This window comes from Aeromonas sp. S12(2024) (assembly GCF_041402305.1).
In the GTDB taxonomy this organism is placed as follows: Bacteria; Pseudomonadota; Gammaproteobacteria; order Enterobacterales; family Aeromonadaceae; genus Aeromonas; species Aeromonas veronii.
The window spans coordinates 56,886-77,297 of sequence record NZ_JBGLRB010000008.1 but is presented as its reverse complement, the minus strand read 5'-3'; the positions used below and the strand labels follow the sequence as shown (position 1 = coordinate 77,297).

At 58.3% G+C, this 20,412-nt stretch carries 15 protein-coding genes; 8 read left to right on the top strand and 7 right to left on the bottom strand.

Features of this window, described 5'->3' with window-relative positions:
- The first annotated feature begins 99 nt into the window (after positions 1-99).
- A complete protein-coding gene (gene trmA / locus ACB035_RS09860) occupies positions 100-1,233 on the top strand; it encodes a tRNA (uridine(54)-C5)-methyltransferase TrmA (protein ID WP_216949961.1) in 1,134 nt (377 codons plus the stop codon).
- Between the two features lie 67 nt (positions 1,234-1,300).
- Here trmA and ACB035_RS09855 read toward each other — a convergent pair whose 3' ends face one another.
- The 6 genes from ACB035_RS09855 to ACB035_RS09830 all read right to left on the bottom strand — a co-directional run bounded on the left by ACB035_RS09855 (position 1,301) and on the right by ACB035_RS09830 (position 11,206).
- Positions 1,301-3,034 (bottom strand): methyl-accepting chemotaxis protein, encoded by a 1,734-nt coding sequence (locus ACB035_RS09855; protein WP_371167190.1) that lies wholly within the window; start codon positions 3,032-3,034, stop codon positions 1,301-1,303.
- Between the two features lie 51 nt (positions 3,035-3,085).
- Complete coding sequence (gene mglC, locus ACB035_RS09850; RefSeq protein ID WP_005342585.1) at positions 3,086-4,096, bottom strand: galactose/methyl galactoside ABC transporter permease MglC; 1,011 nt, start codon at positions 4,094-4,096, stop codon at positions 3,086-3,088.
- Between the two features lie 16 nt (positions 4,097-4,112).
- Positions 4,113-5,633 (bottom strand): galactose/methyl galactoside ABC transporter ATP-binding protein MglA, encoded by a 1,521-nt coding sequence (mglA, locus tag ACB035_RS09845; RefSeq protein WP_069527674.1) that lies wholly within the window; start codon positions 5,631-5,633, stop codon positions 4,113-4,115.
- 53 nt (positions 5,634-5,686) lie between these two features.
- Positions 5,687-6,673 carry a galactose/glucose ABC transporter substrate-binding protein MglB gene (gene mglB / locus ACB035_RS09840; protein WP_005340747.1) on the bottom strand — a complete coding sequence of 329 codons (987 nt, stop codon included), beginning with the start codon at positions 6,671-6,673 and terminating at the stop codon, positions 5,687-5,689.
- Positions 6,674-6,949: 276 nt separating this feature from the next.
- Positions 6,950-10,009, bottom strand: coding sequence for a beta-galactosidase (locus tag ACB035_RS09835; RefSeq protein WP_371167189.1), 3,060 nt, complete (start codon positions 10,007-10,009; stop codon positions 6,950-6,952).
- 189 nt (positions 10,010-10,198) lie between these two features.
- Positions 10,199-11,206, bottom strand: coding sequence for a substrate-binding domain-containing protein (locus tag ACB035_RS09830; protein ID WP_041915397.1), 1,008 nt, complete (start codon positions 11,204-11,206; stop codon positions 10,199-10,201).
- A gap of 202 nt (positions 11,207-11,408) precedes the next feature.
- Between ACB035_RS09830 and galE the strand changes: the two genes are divergently transcribed.
- From galE to ACB035_RS09810, 4 genes are read left to right on the top strand one after another with little or no spacing between them, the layout of a single operon-like run.
- Positions 11,409-12,422 (top strand): UDP-glucose 4-epimerase GalE, encoded by a 1,014-nt coding sequence (gene galE / locus ACB035_RS09825; RefSeq protein WP_219265108.1) that lies wholly within the window; start codon positions 11,409-11,411, stop codon positions 12,420-12,422.
- A 60-nt stretch (positions 12,423-12,482) separates the two neighbouring features.
- Positions 12,483-13,541, top strand: coding sequence for a UDP-glucose--hexose-1-phosphate uridylyltransferase (locus tag ACB035_RS09820; RefSeq protein ID WP_219265146.1), 1,059 nt, complete (start codon positions 12,483-12,485; stop codon positions 13,539-13,541).
- Positions 13,538-14,689, top strand: coding sequence for a galactokinase (gene galK / locus ACB035_RS09815; protein ID WP_371167188.1), 1,152 nt, complete (start codon positions 13,538-13,540; stop codon positions 14,687-14,689). Before ACB035_RS09820 ends, galK begins: the two co-directional genes overlap by 4 nt.
- Complete coding sequence (locus ACB035_RS09810) at positions 14,686-15,657, top strand: aldose epimerase family protein (RefSeq protein WP_371167187.1); 972 nt, start codon at positions 14,686-14,688, stop codon at positions 15,655-15,657. The genes galK and ACB035_RS09810 overlap by 4 nt, the downstream gene beginning before the upstream one ends.
- A gap of 305 nt (positions 15,658-15,962) precedes the next feature.
- Here ACB035_RS09810 and ACB035_RS09805 read toward each other — a convergent pair whose 3' ends face one another.
- The gene (locus ACB035_RS09805) at positions 15,963-17,003 is read right to left on the bottom strand and encodes a LacI family DNA-binding transcriptional regulator (protein WP_371167186.1); all 1,041 of its coding nucleotides are present in this window, start codon (positions 17,001-17,003) and stop codon (positions 15,963-15,965) included.
- Between the two features lie 291 nt (positions 17,004-17,294).
- On the opposite strand from ACB035_RS09805, the gene ACB035_RS09800 reads away from it, so the two are divergent.
- From ACB035_RS09800 to ACB035_RS09790, 3 genes are all read left to right on the top strand, one after another.
- Positions 17,295-18,389, top strand: coding sequence for a 1,4-beta-xylanase (locus ACB035_RS09800; protein WP_371167185.1), 1,095 nt, complete (start codon positions 17,295-17,297; stop codon positions 18,387-18,389).
- A gap of 65 nt (positions 18,390-18,454) precedes the next feature.
- Positions 18,455-19,801, top strand: a complete 1,347-nt coding sequence (locus tag ACB035_RS09795; protein WP_371167184.1) for an MFS transporter — start codon at positions 18,455-18,457, stop codon at positions 19,799-19,801.
- 263 nt (positions 19,802-20,064) lie between these two features.
- Positions 20,065-20,388 (top strand): SemiSWEET transporter, encoded by a 324-nt coding sequence (locus ACB035_RS09790; RefSeq protein ID WP_371167183.1) that lies wholly within the window; start codon positions 20,065-20,067, stop codon positions 20,386-20,388.
- Positions 20,389-20,412: the final 24 nt, after the last annotated feature.

Genomic DNA, 20,412 nt, shown 5'->3' with positions numbered 1-20,412 from the left:
GACAATCTGCGGCTGGCTTTTAAAATCGGGCCCCTTTGGGTGGCCTGTTGCCTTCCCCCGATTTCGACCCGGCCCGGCCGGTGTGCATGTGAGGTATTTATGACCCAATCCCAACAGCCTTCCGCGAACGCTCCGGCGCCTAGAACCGCGGCCGACTATCAGGCCCAACTCGACGAAAAGCGCGCTCGCCTCACCGAGCTGTTTGCCGGCTTCACCCTCCCGGCGCTGGAAGTGCACAGCTCGCCGGCGGAGTACTACCGGATGCGCGCCGAATTTCGCATCTGGCACGAAGGGGATGACCTCTTCCACTGCATGTATGCCCCGGCGACCAAAGAGATCATCAAGATAGACCACTTCCCCACCGCCAGCCGCCTCATCAACCAGTTGATGCCGCTGCTGCTGGAGGGGCTGCGCCCACACCCGGTGCTGCGCCGCAAGCTGTTCCAGATCGACTACCTCTCCACCCAGTCCGGCCAGATCATTGTCAGCCTGCTCTATCACCGCAAGCTGGAAGCAGAGTGGCAACAAGCCGCCGAAGCGCTGCAGGCCGATCTGCGCGCCAAGGGGTTCGAGCTACAGCTGATTGGCCGCGCCCACAAGCAGAAGATCTGTCTGGGGGATGACTTCGTCATCGAACAGCTCAACGTGGCGGGTCGCCAGCTCACCTACAAACAGGTGGAGAACAGCTTCACCCAGCCCAACGCCGCCATCAACGAGCAGATGCTGGCCTGGGCGCTGGATGTGACCAAGGGGAGCGAAGGGGACCTGCTGGAGCTCTATTGCGGCAACGGCAACTTCTCCATCGCGCTGGCGCAGAACTTCCGCAAGGTGCTGGCCACCGAGATCGCCAAGCCGAGCGTCGACTCCGCCCAGTTCAACATCGCCGCCAACGGCGTCGACAACCTGATCATCCTGCGCATGTCGGCAGAGGAGTTCACCATGGCGATGCGTGGCGAGCGGGAGTTCAACCGCCTCAAGGGGGTCGATCTCAAGAGCTACCAGTGCAACACCATCTTCGTCGACCCGCCCCGCGCCGGTCTCGATGATGCCACCGTCAAGCTGGTGCAGGAGTACGACAACATCCTCTACATCTCCTGCAACCCAGATACCCTGCAGGCCAACATGGCAGTTCTGGGCGAGACCCACGAGATCGCCCGTTTCGCCCTGTTCGACCAGTTCCCCTGGACCCATCACATGGAAGCCGGGGTCTATCTGCGCCGCAAAGCTGGTTGATTCAGGCAGACAGGGAAACAACAACAGGGCCGGATGGCCCTGTTTTGTTATTGACGGAACACCGGCCTCACTCCAGCCGGAAGTGACCCACGATCTCCCGCAGCCGGTCGTAAGTCTGCTGCATTGCCGCAGAGCTGGCGACCGTCGCTTCGCCATTGTGGGTCAGCTGGCGGATCACTTCGGCGATGGCGCTCATGTTGCGGTTGATCTCTTCGGCCACCGCACTCTGCTGCTCCGCCGCCGTGGCGATATGGCTGATGAGATCGTTGATCTCCACCACTTCCCCAGCCATCAGATCCAGCGACTCGTTGACCCTGGTAGTGTTCTCGGCCGCCCCCTGACAGCTCTGCTTGGTGTTGCCCATGGCATCCACCACCGTTTGAGTGCCCCGCTGCAGACTGGCCAGCATGGTCTGGATCTCGGCTGTGCTCTGCTGGGTACGGGCTGCGAGGGAACGCACCTCGTCCGCCACCACCGCAAAGCCACGCCCCTGTTCACCAGCGCGGGCCGCCTCGATGGCGGCGTTGAGGGCCAGCAGGTTGGTCTGTTCAGCAATGCTGCCGATCACCCCGAGCACTGAGCCAATCTGCTGCACATCCTGCTGCATCGCTTCGATGGAGCGGGCAGTGGCTTCCACTTCGTCCACCAGCGCCATCACGCTGGCCATCGCCTGATCCACCACCTGACGGGACTGGCTCGCCAGCTGCTGGCTCTGACCGGTGAGCTGGGCGGTGCTGGCCGCACTCTCGGAGACGGAGACCGCGGTGCGGCTCATCTCGTTGATGGCGGTCACCACCTGCTCAGTCTCGCGTACATGATCCGCCAGCAGGGACTGGGCGGCGCCGGTCTGACTGGCCAGCCCCTCGATGCCGCTGTTGAGCTGGCCGCTCGCCTGCCGCACCTCCCCCATCATCTCCTGCAGCCGCTCGATAAAGCGGTTGATGCCGGCCGAGATCTGGCCAAGGTCATCCTTGCTGGTCACCGCCAGCCGGCGGGTGAGATCGCCGCTGCCGCGAGAGAGCTCCAGCACCAGATCCCGCAACGAGAGGATGGGGCGATATGCCACATTGAGCGCCAGCATCGCCAGCACCATCACCACGATAGCCACGCCGCACAGCGCCATGATGATCTGGCCGTTGAGAGCCCGGGTCATGGCCCTGATGTAGTCAAGATCGATGTAGCCGGTCAGCGTCCAGCTGCTGCCGCGAATATCCAGCTGGTTGGGGCGCGCTTCGCTCTCCCCCTGCGGCTTGCTGTCATAGAGGCTGTTACCCTGACTGTCGGCCAGCGAGAAGTAGCGGCCATCGCCACTCATCTTCTCCAGCAGGCTTTTGAACTCGCTCATATCGAGGTAGTAGAGATAGGCGGAATCGGCGCCGCGCGGCACCAGAATGGTGATGACCGGCTTGCCATCCACCTGTTGCAGCGGGCTGACGGTGATCTGGTTGTTGGCGGCGGGGATCAGCTTGCGCAGGGCATCGACTTTGGCGCTGTCGTTGATGACCCCGTTCACGTCGAAGGCCATGTCGCCGATCACCTTGACGATGTTGTGAAAGCCGGTCTCTTGCAGGGTCTTCTTGACGTTGGTCACCCCGAAGTTGAGGTTGGCGGCCAACAGGATTTTCTGATTGATGTCGCTGGCCAGCTTCTCTTTGACCAGAGTGATCTGCTCGGTGATGTTGTGGGTGGCCTGAGTGCGAATGTAGCCACTGATGAAGTGATTCACACTGAGCCCGGCGGTGCCGATGGTGACCAGAATGGCCAGTAGCAGCAAGAGGTAAATCTTGACCTTGAATGGCATGGGTTCCCTCCAGAAGAGAGGGCTGACAACGCCAACCCTCCCTGCCAATCGTTATTTCTTCTTGGCGTACTTCATGGAGTCCAGGGCCACCGCCAGAATGATGATGCCGCCCTTGATGATGAACTGCCAGTAAGGGCTGACGCCGATATAGGTCAAGCCATAGTTGATCAGGGTGAAGATAAGTACGCCGGTAATCACACCCGCGACCGTTCCCACCCCGCCGGCAAACGACACGCCGCCCACCACGCACGCAGCGATGGCATCGAGCTCGTACATGAAGCCGAGGTTGTTGGTGGCGCTACCGATCCGGCCCGCTTCCAGCATACCGCCAAAGGCGTAGAAGACCCCCGCCAGCGCATAGATCATCACCAGATTGACCGCCACGTTGACGCCGGAGACCTTGGCCGCCTCGGGGTTGCCACCGATGGCGAAGATGTTTTTGCCAAAGCGGGTCTTGTTCCACAGCACCCAGACAAAGACGCTGGCGATGGCCGCGTAGAAGGTGAGGTACGAGAGCTTGAAGCCGCCGATCCGGATAAACCCCTGGGCGAAGCTGGAGAAGCGGGGGTCAAACCCGGCCACCGGCGAAGCACCCACCGAGTCGAAGTAGAGGGAGTTGATACCGTAGACGATGATCATGGTGCCCAGGGTGGTAATGAAGGGGGTTACGTTCAGGTAGGCCACAATGAGACCGTTGACCAGACCAATCAGGGCACCTACCACACACACCAGCAGGATCACCGCCGGAATGGGCACCTCTCCCAATGTCGGGAACACCTTGTTGACGTTGGTCAGCGCCTGCAACATGGTTGCCGCGATGAGTGCCGCCAGACCGACCTGACGACCGGCCGAGAGATCCGTCCCCTGGGTGATAATGATGCCCGCCACCCCCAGCGCTATGATGACCCGCACCGAGGACTGGGTCAGGATGTTGCTGAAGTTGGTGAGGCTCAGGAAGGAGGGCTCCTGGATCACGATGACCATGAGCAGCACCAGCAGCACCAGATAGATGGCGTTTTCCTTGAGCGCCTGCATCAGATTGAAATTTTTAGCCGACTCCATAAATGTCTTCCTGTCTCTAGAGGTACAGAGATGCCAGGCGCAGTATCTCGCTCTGGTCAGTTTCTTTGGTATTGACGATCCCGGCGACCCGGCCATTGCTCATCACCATGATGCGGTCGGTGATCCCCAGCAATTCCGGCATCTCTGACGAGATGATGATGATCCCCTTGTCCTTCTTCGCCAGCTCCAGGATGAGCTGGTAGATCTCGAACTTGGCCCCGACGTCGATGCCGCGGGTGGGCTCGTCGAGCATCAGGATCTCCGGCTGGGTCAGCAGCCAGCGACCGATGATCACCTTCTGCTGGTTGCCCCCGGAGAGGGAACCGATCTGGGTCTGCTGGGTCGGCGTCTTGACCCGCATGGAGTCGATCACCCACTGGGTATCGCTCTTCATCTTGTTGTCGCTGAGCAGCCCCATGGAGCCCTTGTAGCTGTCCATGTTGGCGATCAGGGAGTTGAAGGCGATATCGAGCCGCGAGTAGATACCGGTGGAGCGGCGCTCTTCCGTCACCAGCGCAAAGCCGTTGCGGATCGCTTCGTGGGCGTTGTGGTTGGCCACCTCTTTGCCGTGCAGCTTGATGCTGCCCTGACTGCGATCACGAATGCCGAACAGGGTCTCGACGATGTCGGTGCGCTTGGCCCCCACCAGTCCGGCGATGCCGAGGATCTCCCCCTTGTGCAGGTTGAAGGTGATGTCCTGAATGGAGGGCTGGTTCTTCGCCGTCAGGTGTTCGATCTCGAGGATCACCTCTTTCGGCTGGTTGGTCTTTTCCGGGAAACGCTGGGTCAGTTCACGGCCGACCATCATGCCGATGATCTGATCCATGGTCATGCCCTTGAGCGGTTGGGTTGCCACCCACTGGCCATCCCGCAATATGGTGATCTCGTCACAGAGCTGGAAGATCTCCTCCATCTTGTGAGAGATGTAGACGATGCCGCACCCCTTCTCCTTCAACTTGTTGATGATCTTGAAGAGGTGGTTCACCTCTTTCTCGGTCAGGGAGGAGGTGGGTTCGTCCATGATGACGATCTTGGCGTCGTAGGAGAACGCCTTGGCGATCTCGATCATCTGCATCTGGGAGACCGACAGGGTCGCGACCTTCACCTTGGGGTCGATGTCGATATCCAGCTCATCGAAGATGCGCTTGGTGTCGTCATACATCTTGCCGTGGTCGATAAACCACCCCTTGGTGGGGTAGCGGCCGAGCCACATGTTGTCCATCACGGTACGCTGCAACACCAGGTTGAGCTCCTGATGCACCATGGAGACGCCATTTTCCAGCGCCTCTTTGGAGGAGGTGAAGTTGATCTCCTGCCCCTTGAAGAAGATCTTGCCCTGATCCTTCTCGTAAATGCCGAACAGGCACTTGAGCAGTGTGGATTTTCCCGCTCCGTTCTCGCCCATCAACGCATGCACAGAATGAGGACGGACCCGTAAATTGACATTATCGAGTGCCTTGACGCCAGGAAAGCTCTTACTGACGTCAATCATCTCCAACAGCCATTCTGATTGTTGCTGTGTTGTCATATCAGCCATCACATCTGGTTGAAAAAAGGGCAAGGGGATCTCCCTTGCCCTGGAGGAGGGAATTACTCGAATTGGGACAGGTTGTCTTTATCCACACCGACGTAGGCAACACGTACTACCTTGTCGACGATATTCCACTTGGTGCCTTCACCGGCCGGTTTGCCTTCAGCCAGGTTCTTGGTCAGCTCGAAGGTGGCTTTGGCCTGGTTGGCCGCATCGTTCAGCACGGTACCCGCCATGGCACCGCTCTTGACCATGGCCAACGCTTCCGGCAGCGCATCGACGCCGAATACCGGAATGGCAGTCTTACCCTGTGCTTTCAGTGACTCGACTGCACCCATTGCCATGCCGTCGTTGTTGGCGATGACCACTTCGATCTTGTTGGCGTTGGGGCCGGAGATCCAGGCGTCCATCTTGTCTTTCGCCATGGCGGTATCCCACATACCGGTATCCATGTGCAGTTGTTCAGTCTTGACGCCACCATCGTTCAGGGTCTTGACCACGTAGGAGGTGCGCGCTTCGGCATCCGGGTGGCCCGGCTCCCCTTTCAGCAGTACGAACTGGATCACGCCATCCTTGTTCAGATCCCACTCCGGATGGGCTTTCCAGTGTTTGGCAATCAGCTGACCCTGGATGATCCCTGACTCCTTGGAGTCGGTACCCACGTAGTAGGCCTTGTCGTAGCTGGCCAGATCGGTAGCGCTCGGCTCCTTGTTGTAGAAGACCACCGGGATATCTTCGCCACGGGCTTTCTCAATCACCACCGGTGCCGCAGCCGGGTCTACCAGGTTGATGGCCAGCGCCTTCACCCCTTTGGCCAGCAGCACGTCGATCTGGTCGTTCTGCTTGGACTGGTCGTTCTGGGAGTCGTTCATCAGCAGTTCCACCCCCGGAGTGGCTGCTGCCTCCTTCTCGATGGCCTTGCGCACGACCGCCATGAAGTTGTCGTCGTACTTGTAGACGGTTACCCCGATACGGGTGTCAGCCTGGGCATTGGCTCCAGCCATCATGCCCATCAGCAGGGCGGCAACTGTGGTCAGTTTTTTCATTATGTGTGCTCCGATGTGTCTATCTGTGTTGTAGGGTGGCGAGCAATTGAGCAAGCGCCAATCAATGTAATCAGTTTGTTGTCATTTCTTCTGTGATCATGACGACAAAATGAAAACGTTTACACTCTGTTACATTGAAACTTTGTTTTTATTTTTCAAATACATATAAATAAAAATCAGACTTGAGACTCAATCTTTCCCACAGCATTGAGGCTAGTCGTTACTGGTCTGTTGTCAAAATGGCGCACTGGCTCGACAGTCGCTTCAATAGCTGGCTTAACGGAGAGTGCAGCTCCAACGGTAACGGCGCTCAAGCAGTTGATACTCGGGACGCACGCTCTGACTCCAGGAGTCATCCCCGCCCACCCCCATGTGGGCGCCATCGAGACAGACCCACAGCCCTGCTTCGGCCACCAGATCGCTCTGGTGACGAGCAGCGGCGAGCTGTTGCTGACTGAAGCGGCTGGCACTGAAATGGAAGCAGCCGTTTACTGTCGTGCTACCCAGCTGCAACTGGCGGGTATCGCAGCGCAAGCCGTTGTCGCTCGGGAAGATGTAAGAGGTGTGCATTGCCTCCAGCGGCAAACTCCAGCGCCCAAGATCGGCGCCCAGCAGGCGATCCGGATAGTTCTCGTGCGGCCCACGCCCCAGCCATTCGGCTCGCGCCGGTACCTCGGCCAGATGAAGCAGCAGGCCGATCCGCGGCAGCGACGGCAGCACCTGTGCCAGCTCGGTCTCTATCTCGAGGCTCATGGCGCCATCGTCGGTAAAGTGATGATGCCAGTGACTCACCAGCAGCAGCTCATCACGGTGGAAGTAGCCATGGCTGACCCGGATATCCCCTCCGGCGACCGCGATCCCCAGACAGCGGTGCTGCCACTGACCGAGGCCACAGCCCTGCCAGCGAGCAATCCAGGAGTTGGGGTCGGCGTGATCCGCTTCGCTGGTGCCGATGTCGTTGTCGAGCGGCGCCCGGTAGAAGTGATCCATGATCGGCGCCAGCAACTGCTCCTGCCCCGATTTTTGCCAACTGGTGATGCGGCCGCTCAGCTTGTCGAGCCGCCACTGGCTGTTTGCGGCAGTGATCCGCCAGCCATCCGACTGTTCGCTCAGGGTGGCGGCCGCGACTGGCGCAGGCAGAGCAAGGGGGGTCGGCAGGGTGAACTGCTGACGGGCGACCTTGTGATCCGCCTGCGACCAGAGGGTGACCTGCGGCTGAACGATGGCCAGATCGAGCCAGGCCAGTGAGCCTGCCGCAAAGGGGGGCAACGCCTCGCTCAGAGTCAACTCGATCACCCCCTGTGGCGCCAGCTCAAGGGAAACCTCCCCCTGCTGCTGCACATGGCCGTTCTCGCACAGCTGCCAGCAAAGCCGCTCGTTGTCGGTTTCCCGAAACAGGTATTCGCTCTCGATCCTCACCCGCAGCGGGGTGTGCTCAAGCAGAGTGAAGCGGAACGGCTGTTGGGCGCGCTTCGCCTCGCACAGGGCGGGATGGGGGGTGCGATCAGGGAACAGCAGACCGTTGCAGCAGAACTGGCGATCGTTTTGCACATCACCGAAGTCGCCGCCATAGCCCCAGTAGTGGCGACCATCGGCGGTGTATTTGTCGAGCCCCTGATCGACCCAATCCCAGACAAACCCGCCTTGCAGACGTGGATGATCGCGAAACGCCTGCCAGTAGTGGGCGTAACCCCCCAGACTGTTGCCCATGGCGTGGGCATATTCGCAGAGGATCAACGGCCGGGTCTCTTCCGGCAGGCCGATCCACTTGGCCAGCGCCCACTTGGGCACCGCCGGGAAAGGCTGATCCTGATGGGTTCTGGCATACATGGGACAGATAATGTCGGTCGCCGGAGTATCGGCCCCTCCCCCCTCGTACTGCACCGGACGGCTCGGGTCGCTGCGCTTGATCCAGCCATACATGGCATCGTGGGCCGGGCCGTAACCCGACTCGTTGCCCAGCGACCAGATGATGATGGAGGGGTGGTTGAAATCCCGTGCCACCATGCGGGTCGCCCGCTCCAGAAAAGCGTTGCTCCAGGCGGGATCCCGCGCCAGCCGCCCCATGGGGGTCATGCCGTGGGTCTCCAGATTCGCCTCGTCCACCACATAGAGACCGAGCCGATCACAAAGGCGATAGAAGTCGGGGTGGTTGGGATAGTGAGAGCAGCGCACCGCATTGAAGTTGTGGCGCTTCATCAGCAGCAGATCCCGCTCCATGGTGGCGCGATCGATGGCATAACCCTTGGCGGGATGGTGTTCATGACGGTTGGCACCGCGAACAAGCAGCGGCTGACCGTTGACCCGCAGCAGGCCGCCACGGATCTCCACCACCCGAAAGCCCACATCATAGGCTTCGCTCTCGATGGCCTGGCCCTGCTCGTCGAGCAGGGTCAGTGTAAGGCGATAGAGATGGGGCGTCTCGGCGCTCCACTTGCGCGGCGCAGCCACATCGAGCCAGAACTCGGCGCGATCGTCATACGCCCCTTTTTCATCAATGGCTTGGGTACCGATCGGCTGGCGCAGGGTCGCGACCCGCTCGCCACCGTCATAGAGATTGGCCTCTACCGACAGCCCAGCCCCATTGGCGACTTGCAGGGCAATCTTGAGACGACCATCCCGATAGCAGGCATCCAGCTCGGGGGTCACCCGGATATCCATCAGATGGCGGGACGGTTTGTGCAGCAGGCTGACGGAGCGGAAGATCCCCGACAGCCACCACATATCCTGATCTTCCAGATAGGAGCCGTCGGACCAGCGCAGCACCAGCACCGCCAACCGGTTGCGACCGCTCTGCAGATATGGGGTCAGATCGAATTCGGCGGGCAGCCGGCTGTCCTGGGAGTAACCTACCCAGCGGCCGTTGCAGAAGAGGTGGAAGGCACTGCTAACCCCGTCGAAGATGATCCGGCTCTGGCCGCTTGCCAGCCAGTCGGCGGGCAATTCGAACTCGCGGGAGTAGCAACCGGTGGGGTTCTCTGCCGGCACCCGGGGCGGATCGCAGGGAAAGGGGTACTTGATATTGGTGTAGATGGGGCCATCGGTGAGCGGCCGCGCAGCCGGATAGGCGGCATCCAGCTGCCAGTTACCCGGCACGGTAATGGGGCAAGCATCCACCAGATCCTGCGCCAGCCAGCTCTCGGGCACCAATTCGGGAGCGGCAAAGAAGGAGAAGCGCCACTCGCCATCGAGCAAGAGACGGGAGGAAGAGGCCAGATCACCCCTGGCATCCGCTTCGCTGCGCCAGCTGAACATGGGGGTATGGGCTGCCAGCCGGTTTACCGACGTAATAGCCTGAGTCTGCCAATCCTGACGCGCCACTATCTCCCTGAGCATTCACTCTCTCCCTGCTGATTGGAAAACGTATTCAGTCTAGAGAAGTATGACGCAGGGAACGGCGATCTCGCTCACACAGATGTAAACGATTACACTAATTTTGTTAAGTAAAGCGGAGTAAAAATGATTAAAAATAGGTAAAACAATAACTGTGCAAGAAATGGCCCCGAACAGGGCCGCAAAAGGGGGCTATCCGGCCCGAACCGGTGCCACCGAGTGGCGATTGATCAGGGTGGGGGTATAGATCCGGCTCTGGGTCGCGTCACTCTCCCCCGCCGCCAGCTGAATGGCCAGCTTGGCCGCCTGGGCCGCCATCAGCTCGATGGGATAGCGCATGGTGGAGAGCTTGGGGCGCAAATATCTGGCATAGATGATGTCATCGAAGCCCACCACCGAGACCTCCTCCGGCACTCGCAGGCCGTTGTCCGCCAGCACAGAGATGGCGCCAGCCGCCATGGCATCGTTATAGGCCACCACGGCGGTCACCTTGAGCCCCTTGGCCAGCAGGTTGAGCATGGCACGCTCCCCCCCCTCCTCGTTCGGCGTGCCGCTCTCGATAAGCTCGGGATCGGCTGCCAGACCCGCCTCCATCAGCCCATCCTGATAACCCTGCAAACGCAAGGTGGCATCCTCGATAGCGTGATCCGAGCTGATAAAGGCGATATGGCGGTGACCCAGTTCGATCAGGTGGCGAGTCGCCGTAGCCGCACCCAACCGGTTGTTGAGGGCGATGCAGCGCCCCTTGAGGGCCGGAATATCGCGGTTGATCAGCACCATACCGGGCACCCGCATGGCGTAATCGTACAGTTCCTCGTCGCTCAGCGCCTTGCTGTGCACCACCAGCGCCTCGCAGCGCTTGCCGATCAGCAGCTCGATCGCCTCACGCTCCTGACGTGCCTTGTGAAAACCGTTACCCATCAGCAGGTGAAGGTTCTGCTCGACGGCGATGCCGGAGACCCCCTTCACCAGTGCACCGAAGAAGGGATCGGCTACATCACCGACCACCACCCCCATGGTGTCGCAAGTCTGGCTCACCAGTGCCCGCGCGTTGGCGTTGGGGGTATAGCCCAGTTCGGCCATGGCCTTCTGCACCACTTCGCGAGACGCGGCGCTGGCCTTGGGGGAGTTGTTCATCACCCGTGAAACCGTTGCCACTGACACATTGGCCAAACGGGCGACATCCTTGATGGTGCTCATACTGTTTTCACTTATTTCACTGTGCAATAGAGCGCCATTATACCCAGCAAACCCATTGAAAACAGGGGTGAAACGCATATCTGCCGTCAGGATGATCACAAAAACAGTGTAATCGTTTACACTGTTTTGCAAGCAAGCTCACAGTTTGGTCGCCACACCCTCGGCTAGACTGCTTCCAGACACTTTTTCAGTGGAGAGCAAGATGAACGTTCTGGTCACCGGCGGTTGCGGATATATCGGCAGCCACACCTGTCTGGCCCTGCAAGCGGCAGACATGAATCCCGTGGTGGTCGACAACCTCGGCAACAGCAAGCGCAGCGTGCTGGCCAGAGTCGCCGCCATCAGCGGCCAACAACCCGTTTTCTATCAAGGAGATATTCGCGATGCCGCCCTGCTGGACCGGATCTTCGCCGAGCAACAGATCGATGCAGTGATCCACTTTGCCGCCCTCAAGGCGGTCGGCGAGTCGACCCGCATTCCACTGGATTACTACGAGAACAACCTCGGCGGCACCCTCACCCTGCTGCAGGCGATGAAACGGGCCGGGGTGCACAATCTGGTGTTCAGCTCCTCGGCGACCGTCTACGGCGATCCCGCCAATCTGCCGATCCGTGAGAATTTCCCCCGCAGCGCTACCAACCCCTACGGTCGATCCAAACTGATCATCGAGGAGATCCTCGAGGATCTGCAGCTGGCCGAGCCGCACTGGAGCATGACCCTGCTGCGTTACTTCAATCCAGTCGGCGCCCACGAGTCGGGCACCATGGGGGAAGATCCCCAAGGCATTCCCAACAATCTGATGCCCTATATCACCCAGGTCGCCATTGGCCGTCGCGACTGCCTGTCTGTCTTTGGAAACGATTACCCCACCCCGGACGGCACCGGTGTGCGCGACTACATCCACGTGATGGATCTCGCCGAGGGGCACGTCAAGGCGCTGCAACACTGCGCCGGCAAGGGTGGCGTGCACACCTACAACCTGGGCACAGGCGAGGGCCAGAGCGTGTTGCAGCTGGTCGCCGCTTTCTCCGCCGCCTGTGGCAAGCCGTTGCCATTTCGCATCGAACCGCGCCGCCTGGGCGACATCGCCGCCTGCTGGGCCGATCCGGCCAAGGCCGAGCGCGAGCTGGGCTGGCGGGCGACCCGCAACATCGACGCCATGTGCGCCGACAGCTGGCGCTGGCAATCCGCCAATCCGAACGGTTACGAGGAGTAGGCCTGCCTGCTCCCTGTTAATAGATGACCATATTTTTCAATACCTTATTCAGGAGAGATGATGTTCAACCCCGTCGATCATCCCCATCGCCGCTTCAACCCGCTGACCGGCCAGTATGTGCTGGTCTCCCCCCATCGGGCCAAACGCCCCTGGCAGGGACAGGTGGAGAAGGTGAGTCAGGCCCCCAAACAGGCCCACGATCCCGACTGCTTCCTCTGCGCGGGCAACACCCGGGTTACCGGCGACATCAACCCCGATTACAAGGGCACCTTCGTCTTTACCAACGACTTCGCCGCTCTGATGCAGGATACCCCGGCCGCCGATAGCGCCAGCGATCCCCTGCTGAAACTGGAAGCCGCCCGCGGCACCAGCCGGGTCATCTGCTTCTCGCCGGATCACGGCAAGACCCTGCCCGAGCTGCCGCTGCTCGCCATCGAGGGGGTGATCACCACCTGGATGGATCAGGTCGCCGAGCTGTCGGCCCAGTGGGGGTGGGTGCAGGTCTTTGAAAACAAAGGGGCCGTCATGGGCTGCTCCAACCCTCACCCCCACGGCCAGATCTGGGGCAGCGACTTCCTGCCCAACGAGATCGCCCGCGAAGAGCAGCACCAGCGTGACTGGCTGGCCGAGCATGGCCGCCCCATGCTGCTGGAGTATGTGGAGCGGGAGTTGGCGGATCGCTCGCGCATCGTGGTGGAGACCGAGCACTGGCTTGCCGTGGTTCCTTTCTGGGCCGCCTGGCCGTTCGAAACCCTGCTACTGCCCAAGGCGCACGTCCCCTCCATGCTCAACCTGACCCAGGCCCAGCAACAGGATCTGGCGGTAGCGCTCAAGGAGCTCACCAGCCGTTACGACAACCTGTTCGAGTGCAGCTTCCCCTACTCCATGGGCTGGCACTTTGCACCGCCCAAATCGGATTGCCCCGAGGCGTGGCAACTGCACGCCCACTTCTATCCGCCACTGCTGCGCTCCGCCACCGTGCGCAAATTCATGGTCGGCTTCGAGATGCTGGCCGAAACCCAGCGCGACCTTACCCCCGAGCAGGCTGCCGAGCGGCTGCGAGCCCTGAGCCCCGTTCACTACACCCAGACCAGCCACACCAATGAGGAGGCCCTATGACCCCCAGCCAACGCGTCAGCACCGTTTTTGCCGAGCAATTTGCCAAAGCGCCCGATCTGCTGGTGCGCGCCCCCGGCCGCGTCAACCTCATCGGTGAACATACCGACTACAACGACGGCTTCGTGTTGCCCTGCGCCATCGACTACGAGACCTGCGTCGCCATCGGCCTGCGCGATGACCGGCAAGTGCAGGTGATCGCCGCCGACTACGACAACCAGCGCGACCAGTTCGACCTCGACCAGCCCATTGAACACCACCCCAGCCAGCGCTGGAGCGACTACATCCGCGGCGTGGTGAAGTATCTGCAGGAGCGCGGTTATGCCCTGCGCGGCCTCGATCTGGTGGTCTCCGGCAACGTGCCGCAGGGGGCGGGGCTCTCCTCCTCTGCCTCGCTGGAAGTGGCCATCGGTCAGGCCTTCAAAGAGGCGCTGGGGCTCGACATCAGCCAGGCCGAGATCGCTCTCAACGGCCAGCAGGCGGAGAACAAGTTCGTCGGCTGCAACTGCGGCATCATGGATCAGATGATCTCCGCCAGCGGCAAAACCGACCACGCCCTGCTGCTCGACTGTCGCTCGCTGGAGACCCGCCTCATCCCCATGCCGGCGGATCTGGCGGTGCTGATCGTCAACTCCAATGTGCGCCGCGGTCTGGTGGACAGCGAATACAACACCCGTCGCCAGCAGTGCGAAGCGGCCGCCCGTCACTACGGAGTCAAGGCGCTGCGCGACCTCGATCTGGCCGGACTGGAAGCGCGCAAGGCCGGGCTGGATGATGCTTGCTATCGTCGTGCCCGCCACATCGTTGGGGAAAATGCCCGCACTCTGGCGGCCGCCGATGCACTGGCGAGCCACGATCTGACCCGTCTCGGCGAGCTGATGGCCCAGTCGCACGCCGCCATGCGCGATGACTTCGAGATCACAGTGCCCGCCATCGACGGTCTGGTGGAGATCATCAAGGCCAGGATCGGCACAGATGGTGGCGTGCGGATGACCGGTGGCGGCTTCGGCGGCTGCGTGGTCGCCCTGCTGCGCCCGGAGAAAGTGGCCGAGGTGATTGCCGCCGTCGAGGCGGAGTATCCGGCCATCTCGGGCCTCAAGGCCGACTGCTACGTCTGCTCTGCCAGCGCCGGTGCAGGGGGCATCGCATGAAAGAGTTCCATCTGCAGAATGCAACCGGCCTGCGGTTGAGCGTACTCGATTTCGGGGCTACGCTCACCGCCCTCGAGATCCCGGTCAATGGCACCTATCGCAATGTGCTGCTGGCTTGTGATCCGCTGGATTACCCCAATCAACGCTCTTATTTAGGGGCGATAGTAGGACGCTTTGCCAATCGTATCGGCAACGCCCGCCTAGAGCGAGCAGGGCAAGAGTGGCAACTAGATGCCAACGAGGGCACCACCTGCCTGCACGGGGGCAGTGACTCTCTGCACAACCGGGAGTGGCAACTGGACGGGCTGGCGGAAGATCGCATCCGTCTGCAAACTCGGCTGGCCGATGACGAACAGGGTTTCCCTGGTAATCTGGACGTCACCGTAGAATACCGGCTGGAGCAGACCGATCTGGTGATCGAGCTGAGCGCAACCACAGATGCTCCGACCCCGGTCAATCTCACCAGCCATGCCTATTTCAACCTAGATGGTGGTGATGTGCGTGATCACCACATCATCATTAATGCAGACCGCTATCTGCCAACCGATGAACACTCGCTGCCGCTTGGTATTGCGCCGGTCGAAGGAGTATTCGATCTACGCCATGGCAAGCGGGTCGGAAAACAGTGGATGGCCCATGCGCAGCAAAAAAAATGTCTGGGATTCGACCACTGTTTCTTGTTTGTTGATGCCTCGCCCTCACCACAAGCCACCCTGATGGCAGGGGATGGCAGCCTGTGTATGGAGATGTACACCAATCAGCCAGGCGTCCAGCTCTACACCGGCAACTGGTTGGCTGGCACCCCAAAACGCGGGGGGGGACATTGGGGCAACTATCAGGGGCTCTGCCTGGAAGCACAGCAAGTGCCAGATAGTCCGAACCGTCCAAAATTAGGTAACCCATGGTTGGAGCCAGGAGAACGCTATCAGCACATAACCCGTTATCGGCTCATTCCGGTTATGGCTTGACCCACTGAAGGGGCGCGTCAAGGCGCCCCTTTGTCGCATCTCTCCCGCCCGGCTTATTCAACACAACCAATAAAGAAGCATGCTACGGCTTGGCATCGTTACGATATCAGCCACCGCGTGCAGTGCTGATGGGTGTATGGATTTCAGAGTGACGTTGACCTGCTCGTGTCGGGTGAAGTCATTGAGTACCCATTATGTGCTTTACATTCTTACCGCCAACCACACAACTTGGCAGGCATGACGGGAACATATCGGCACGCCCTGTGGCATAAGGAACCACTACGCAACAGGTCATCGAGAGAGGATCAAATTTTGTTAACTGGCTTACCCCTAGTCGAGGCACGGATCAGCAACTCCCCTTCCAGCTTCATCAGTAAAGCGATGGGCTTCTCTCCTTGGGCCAGTTGCAACAAGGTGTCCACCGCCAGTTTACCCATCTCGTCGTAAGGTAGTTCGATAGAACTCAAAGGGGGCTCCATTTCGCAGGCCAGCATCTGGTTATCATGGCCCGCCACCAGAATGTCTTCCGGGATGCGCAATCCCGCCTCGGCTATCGCCTGGTAACAACCCTGAGCCATGTAATCACTGCAACAGAAGATACCATCAGGCGGCTGAGGCAGCGCCAGCAGTTGCCGAGTCTGTTCATAAGCCTCATGTAGCGACCAGTTGCCCACGCGCACCCATTGTGGATCCGGTATCAAATCGTGGTTGATCAACGCCTGACGATACCCCTCCAGCCGCAGACTATTTGCCTCCATCCATGGCTCCCCCTGAATAAGAGCCACTCGTTTGCAGCCTTGCTCCAACAGGTGCGCCGTCACCTTGTAACCCGCCAGCTTATCGGCAGGCAGGATGGAATAACTCTCGGACGAGCCACTGCCCTCCAGGTAGCAGTTGAGCAAAACGGTAGGCACCTGCGGGGAGAGTTCCATCTCGGCAAGTTGTCGTGTCATGGAAGAGGCAAAAATCATCCCCAGATAATCCCCCTGATTGATCTCCTGCTCGATCAACTTGGTGAGCTCCGAGCTGTTGCGATAATCGAATGTAACCAGCATGCGATCTGCCTCCCAAGCGCGTTCATTGCAGGCATTGATCGCATCCAGAAAAGGGTCGTATGGAGTCAGACCATTGAAAACAAAAGCTATTTTTCTAGCAGATGGTCCCTTGGGTAGATGTTCAGCTCGCTTATGCTGGTAACCCAGTTCGGCCGCTTTTTCAAGCACTCTACGCCGCGTTTCCTCCGCCAGTTTGATGGTGGTTGAACCATTGAGCACCAGTGAAACCGTTGATTGGGAGACACCTGCAGCTGCAGCGATAGCGCTCATGGTGATGCGTTTACTATTCATTGATATGGCCATAGTTTGAGCAGTACCGCCCAGATAATAATATTAATTATTTATCTTTTATCATGACTCATGATTACGGACATGAGCAAGCAGCACAACAGCCCGCAAGGACGATAGAGGGGTTTCGGTAATCGTCCCGAGTACAGATGGCTCGCCAGCCATGCCTGTTAACCCCATAAATTTGTTCATTTTGTGACTAATCCCTGAATTCTATCCTTCATGATTTGCAACTAATTATATTAGCTAATATTAATTGATTTAAGTTTAAATGATTAGTTGCAAGGATATCCGATGGCGATACAACAGTGGTCAACAGAACGAGCTTGGCAATGGTGGAACAAACAACCTTGGCTATTGGGCTTCAACTATCTCCCCCGCACAGCGGTCAACTGGACCGAAATGTGGCAGGGAGAAACCTTCGACCCAGCCACCATTGACCAGGAACTGGGCTGGGCCAACAAACTGGGCTACAACACCCTGCGAACCAATCTGCCCTTTATCGTCTGGCTGCATGATCGGGATGGCCTGCTCGTGCGCATTGGGCAGTTCCTTGGCCTGTGTAGCAAGCACAATATCCGCGTGATGATGACCTTGATGGATGACTGCGGCTTCTCCGGTGATCACCCCTATCTGGGCTGCCAGCAACCACCTCGGGAAGATGTACACAATAGCCAAGCGGCGGCCAGTCCCGGTCGGAATGTCGTCATTGACCCGACCCAATGGCGCGAAGTGGAACACTATATTCGCGACCTGATACGTACATTTGCACAGGATGAGCGGATCTTTATCTGGGATCTGTACAACGAGCCGACCAACCGGGGCATCTTTTCGAAAGGCGATGTCGAGGTGCGTTTCGATGAGTCGCTGGAGACATATGCCCACTATCTGATGGAGTTGGCTTTTGTCTGGGCCCGAGAAGAGAACCCCTCCCAGCCACTCACCGTCGGCGCGTGGCATGCACCCTACAGCATCGGTCAGGGGGATTCGGAATTTACTCCGGAAAACACCTTTACTCATCCGACCGACCTGCGCGCTATGGAGCTATCGGATGTCATCACTTTCCACTCCTATCAGCGTATGGAGGGGCTGAAAATCTCTCTGGATGTGGTCAGCAAATATCGCCGCCCGCTCCTCTGCACAGAGTGGCTGGCCAGGCATGTCGGCAGCGTGATGGAACAACAACTACCACTCTTCAAAGAGTTAAAAATAGGTGCCTATCAATGGGGTCTGGTAAAAGGGAAGACGCAAACTCACCTGCCATGGCCTTTCGTTCGCAATATCGACCCCGATTTCCGCAGTGTCTGGTTTCACGACCTGCTGGAGGAGGATGGTACCCCCTACTCTGCCAGTGAAATAGAACTGCTCCACACATTGACCCGTTCATAACGCAAAAGAGGACGCCACCCTAGTGGCGCCCCTCACAACACATTCATGTTGGGAAAGGTTGGCAGATGACAGATCAAAAGATACACAATAGAGAGCTGGTGGGATATTTCAGCTATGCCGTCGGGCAATGCCTCAGTTTCGGCCTGATGGGATCATTTATCCTCTATTTTTACACCGATATCCTTGGAATATCGCCCGCTGCAGCTGGGGCTATTTTCCTCATTGCCAGAGTATGGGATGCCATCAACGATCCTATTATCGCTGGTTATATGGACACTCTTAATTTCAAACGTGGCAAATTCACACCATATATGCTTTTCGTTCCCTTCTTGATTGCCGGGATCACCTCTCTCAGCTTCATTGGCATGGATTTACCCATGACCACCAAGGTAGCTTATGCAGCAGTCACCTATATCGCGTGGGGGATGATATACACCTTGTCTGATGTACCTTTCTGGACCATGTCATCGGTCATGAGCCAAGAGCCACAGGAGCGAGCCAAGGCCGTAACCGTCGCCATGTTGGGCGTCAATATCGGCATTGGCAGTGCTTCCATTATATTCCCGAAGCTCACCGAACTGTTTGCTGCAACCAGCAGCACCAAGGGCTACATGGAAGGTGCCATCTGCCTGATGCTGATCGCCCTGCCGCTGATGGTGCTCGGAGCAAGCCAGATGAAAGAGCGCATCAGGCCCAATCCGAATGACAAGATCACCATTAGGGACTCTTTCCGCGTCCTGCGTTCCAACAAACCGTTGGCGTATGTACTTGGCGCCTTCTTCTGTAACGTGTTCTTTAATCTGGCCACCGGGCTCTACATTTTCTTCTTCACCTACAACATGGGTGATGCCGGGCTGCTCTCGGTGATGGGCTCTATCGGTGTAGCAACCTCTATGGCCTGTATGCTGATGCCGATATTGACCAGCAAGCTCAGGAAACGTGATCTCTTCCTACTACTCACTCTGCTGGAGATTGCATTACGCATCGGTTTCTATACGACAGGCTACGACAATCTGATAATGGTGTTCAGCTTCCTCGCCTTGATCCATGCGGCCAACGTCATCACCAATCCGCTTATCTCCGCCATGTTGAGTGAGACCATCGAATATGCAGAACTAAAGTCTGGCCGCCGTTGCGCTGCCATCGCTTTCTCGGGGCAGACCTTTACCGGCAAACTGGCTTGGGCCATCGCAGGTGGTATTTCCGGTACCCTGCTGATCTGGCTTGGCTATCAACCGAATGCGGCACAGACTCAGGCTACGATGGACGGACTATTTATCTGTATATCACTTGTGCCGATATTGGGTAGCATATTACGGGTGATTATCATGACCCGCTACAATTTCACCGAAGATAAGCACGCCAAAGTACGTCATGCTCTAAATAAATGGCGATCCATTTCGTCTCTTTAACATAAAAACAATAAATGCTTTACCATAAAATATACTGCCAGTCGAATTGAGCGCCTCTATCCATTCAACTTGACTGGCAAATCCCATTCAAGAAAATGACAACTATAATGATTGATAAATTATTTTTTCGTTGCATTGCGCATAGGAAAAGCAACCAACATAAGATACATGAATCATCGAAAGCCACTAGGTAAACTTTGGTTAAAGTATATTACACGATAATAAATATCCATTGCCTCCATTGATCTTTAAGGAGTTCAAATTTGTCGGTTTATTTCTGGCACAATATCGTTATTGTGCCAATCGCTCTCTGCATTCTGGTTTTCTGGCTCGACACCGCCAACCTCGGTCTCTGTGCAGCCTTTCTGACCACAGGATCTTTTGCCTTGCAAGTTATACAAATCATAAAGACCCAAGAAACCAGGGCCATCTCAACCAATATGTATCTGGCCTTCAGCTGTGGCGTACTTCTATGGTTGATCTACGGCCTGCGCACTAACGACATGCCCATCACCATAGCAAACAGCATTACTCTCGCTCTGGCCTGCGCCGTCCTGATGCTCAAGCTGCATAACGAAAGGAACTGATGAGCATTCATACAACCTGGGGCT

What these genes read in the sequence shown, in the direction of transcription:
- trmA (WP_216949961.1), top strand. Translation starts at nt 100, where the DNA reads ATGACCCAATCCCAACAGCCTTCCGCGAACGCTCCGGCGCCTAGAACC.
- ACB035_RS09855 (WP_371167190.1), bottom strand. Translation starts at nt 3,034, where the DNA reads ATGCCATTCAAGGTCAAGATTTACCTCTTGCTGCTACTGGCCATTCTG.
- mglC (WP_005342585.1), bottom strand. Translation starts at nt 4,096, where the DNA reads ATGGAGTCGGCTAAAAATTTCAATCTGATGCAGGCGCTCAAGGAAAAC.
- mglA (WP_069527674.1), bottom strand. Translation starts at nt 5,633, where the DNA reads ATGGCTGATATGACAACACAGCAACAATCAGAATGGCTGTTGGAGATG.
- mglB (WP_005340747.1), bottom strand. Translation starts at nt 6,673, where the DNA reads ATGAAAAAACTGACCACAGTTGCCGCCCTGCTGATGGGCATGATGGCT.
- ACB035_RS09835 (WP_371167189.1), bottom strand. Translation starts at nt 10,009, where the DNA reads ATGCTCAGGGAGATAGTGGCGCGTCAGGATTGGCAGACTCAGGCTATT.
- ACB035_RS09830 (WP_041915397.1), bottom strand. Translation starts at nt 11,206, where the DNA reads ATGAGCACCATCAAGGATGTCGCCCGTTTGGCCAATGTGTCAGTGGCA.
- galE (WP_219265108.1), top strand. Translation starts at nt 11,409, where the DNA reads ATGAACGTTCTGGTCACCGGCGGTTGCGGATATATCGGCAGCCACACC.
- ACB035_RS09820 (WP_219265146.1), top strand. Translation starts at nt 12,483, where the DNA reads ATGTTCAACCCCGTCGATCATCCCCATCGCCGCTTCAACCCGCTGACC.
- galK (WP_371167188.1), top strand. Translation starts at nt 13,538, where the DNA reads ATGACCCCCAGCCAACGCGTCAGCACCGTTTTTGCCGAGCAATTTGCC.
- ACB035_RS09810 (WP_371167187.1), top strand. Translation starts at nt 14,686, where the DNA reads ATGAAAGAGTTCCATCTGCAGAATGCAACCGGCCTGCGGTTGAGCGTA.
- ACB035_RS09805 (WP_371167186.1), bottom strand. Translation starts at nt 17,003, where the DNA reads ATGAATAGTAAACGCATCACCATGAGCGCTATCGCTGCAGCTGCAGGT.
- ACB035_RS09800 (WP_371167185.1), top strand. Translation starts at nt 17,295, where the DNA reads ATGGCGATACAACAGTGGTCAACAGAACGAGCTTGGCAATGGTGGAAC.
- ACB035_RS09795 (WP_371167184.1), top strand. Translation starts at nt 18,455, where the DNA reads ATGACAGATCAAAAGATACACAATAGAGAGCTGGTGGGATATTTCAGC.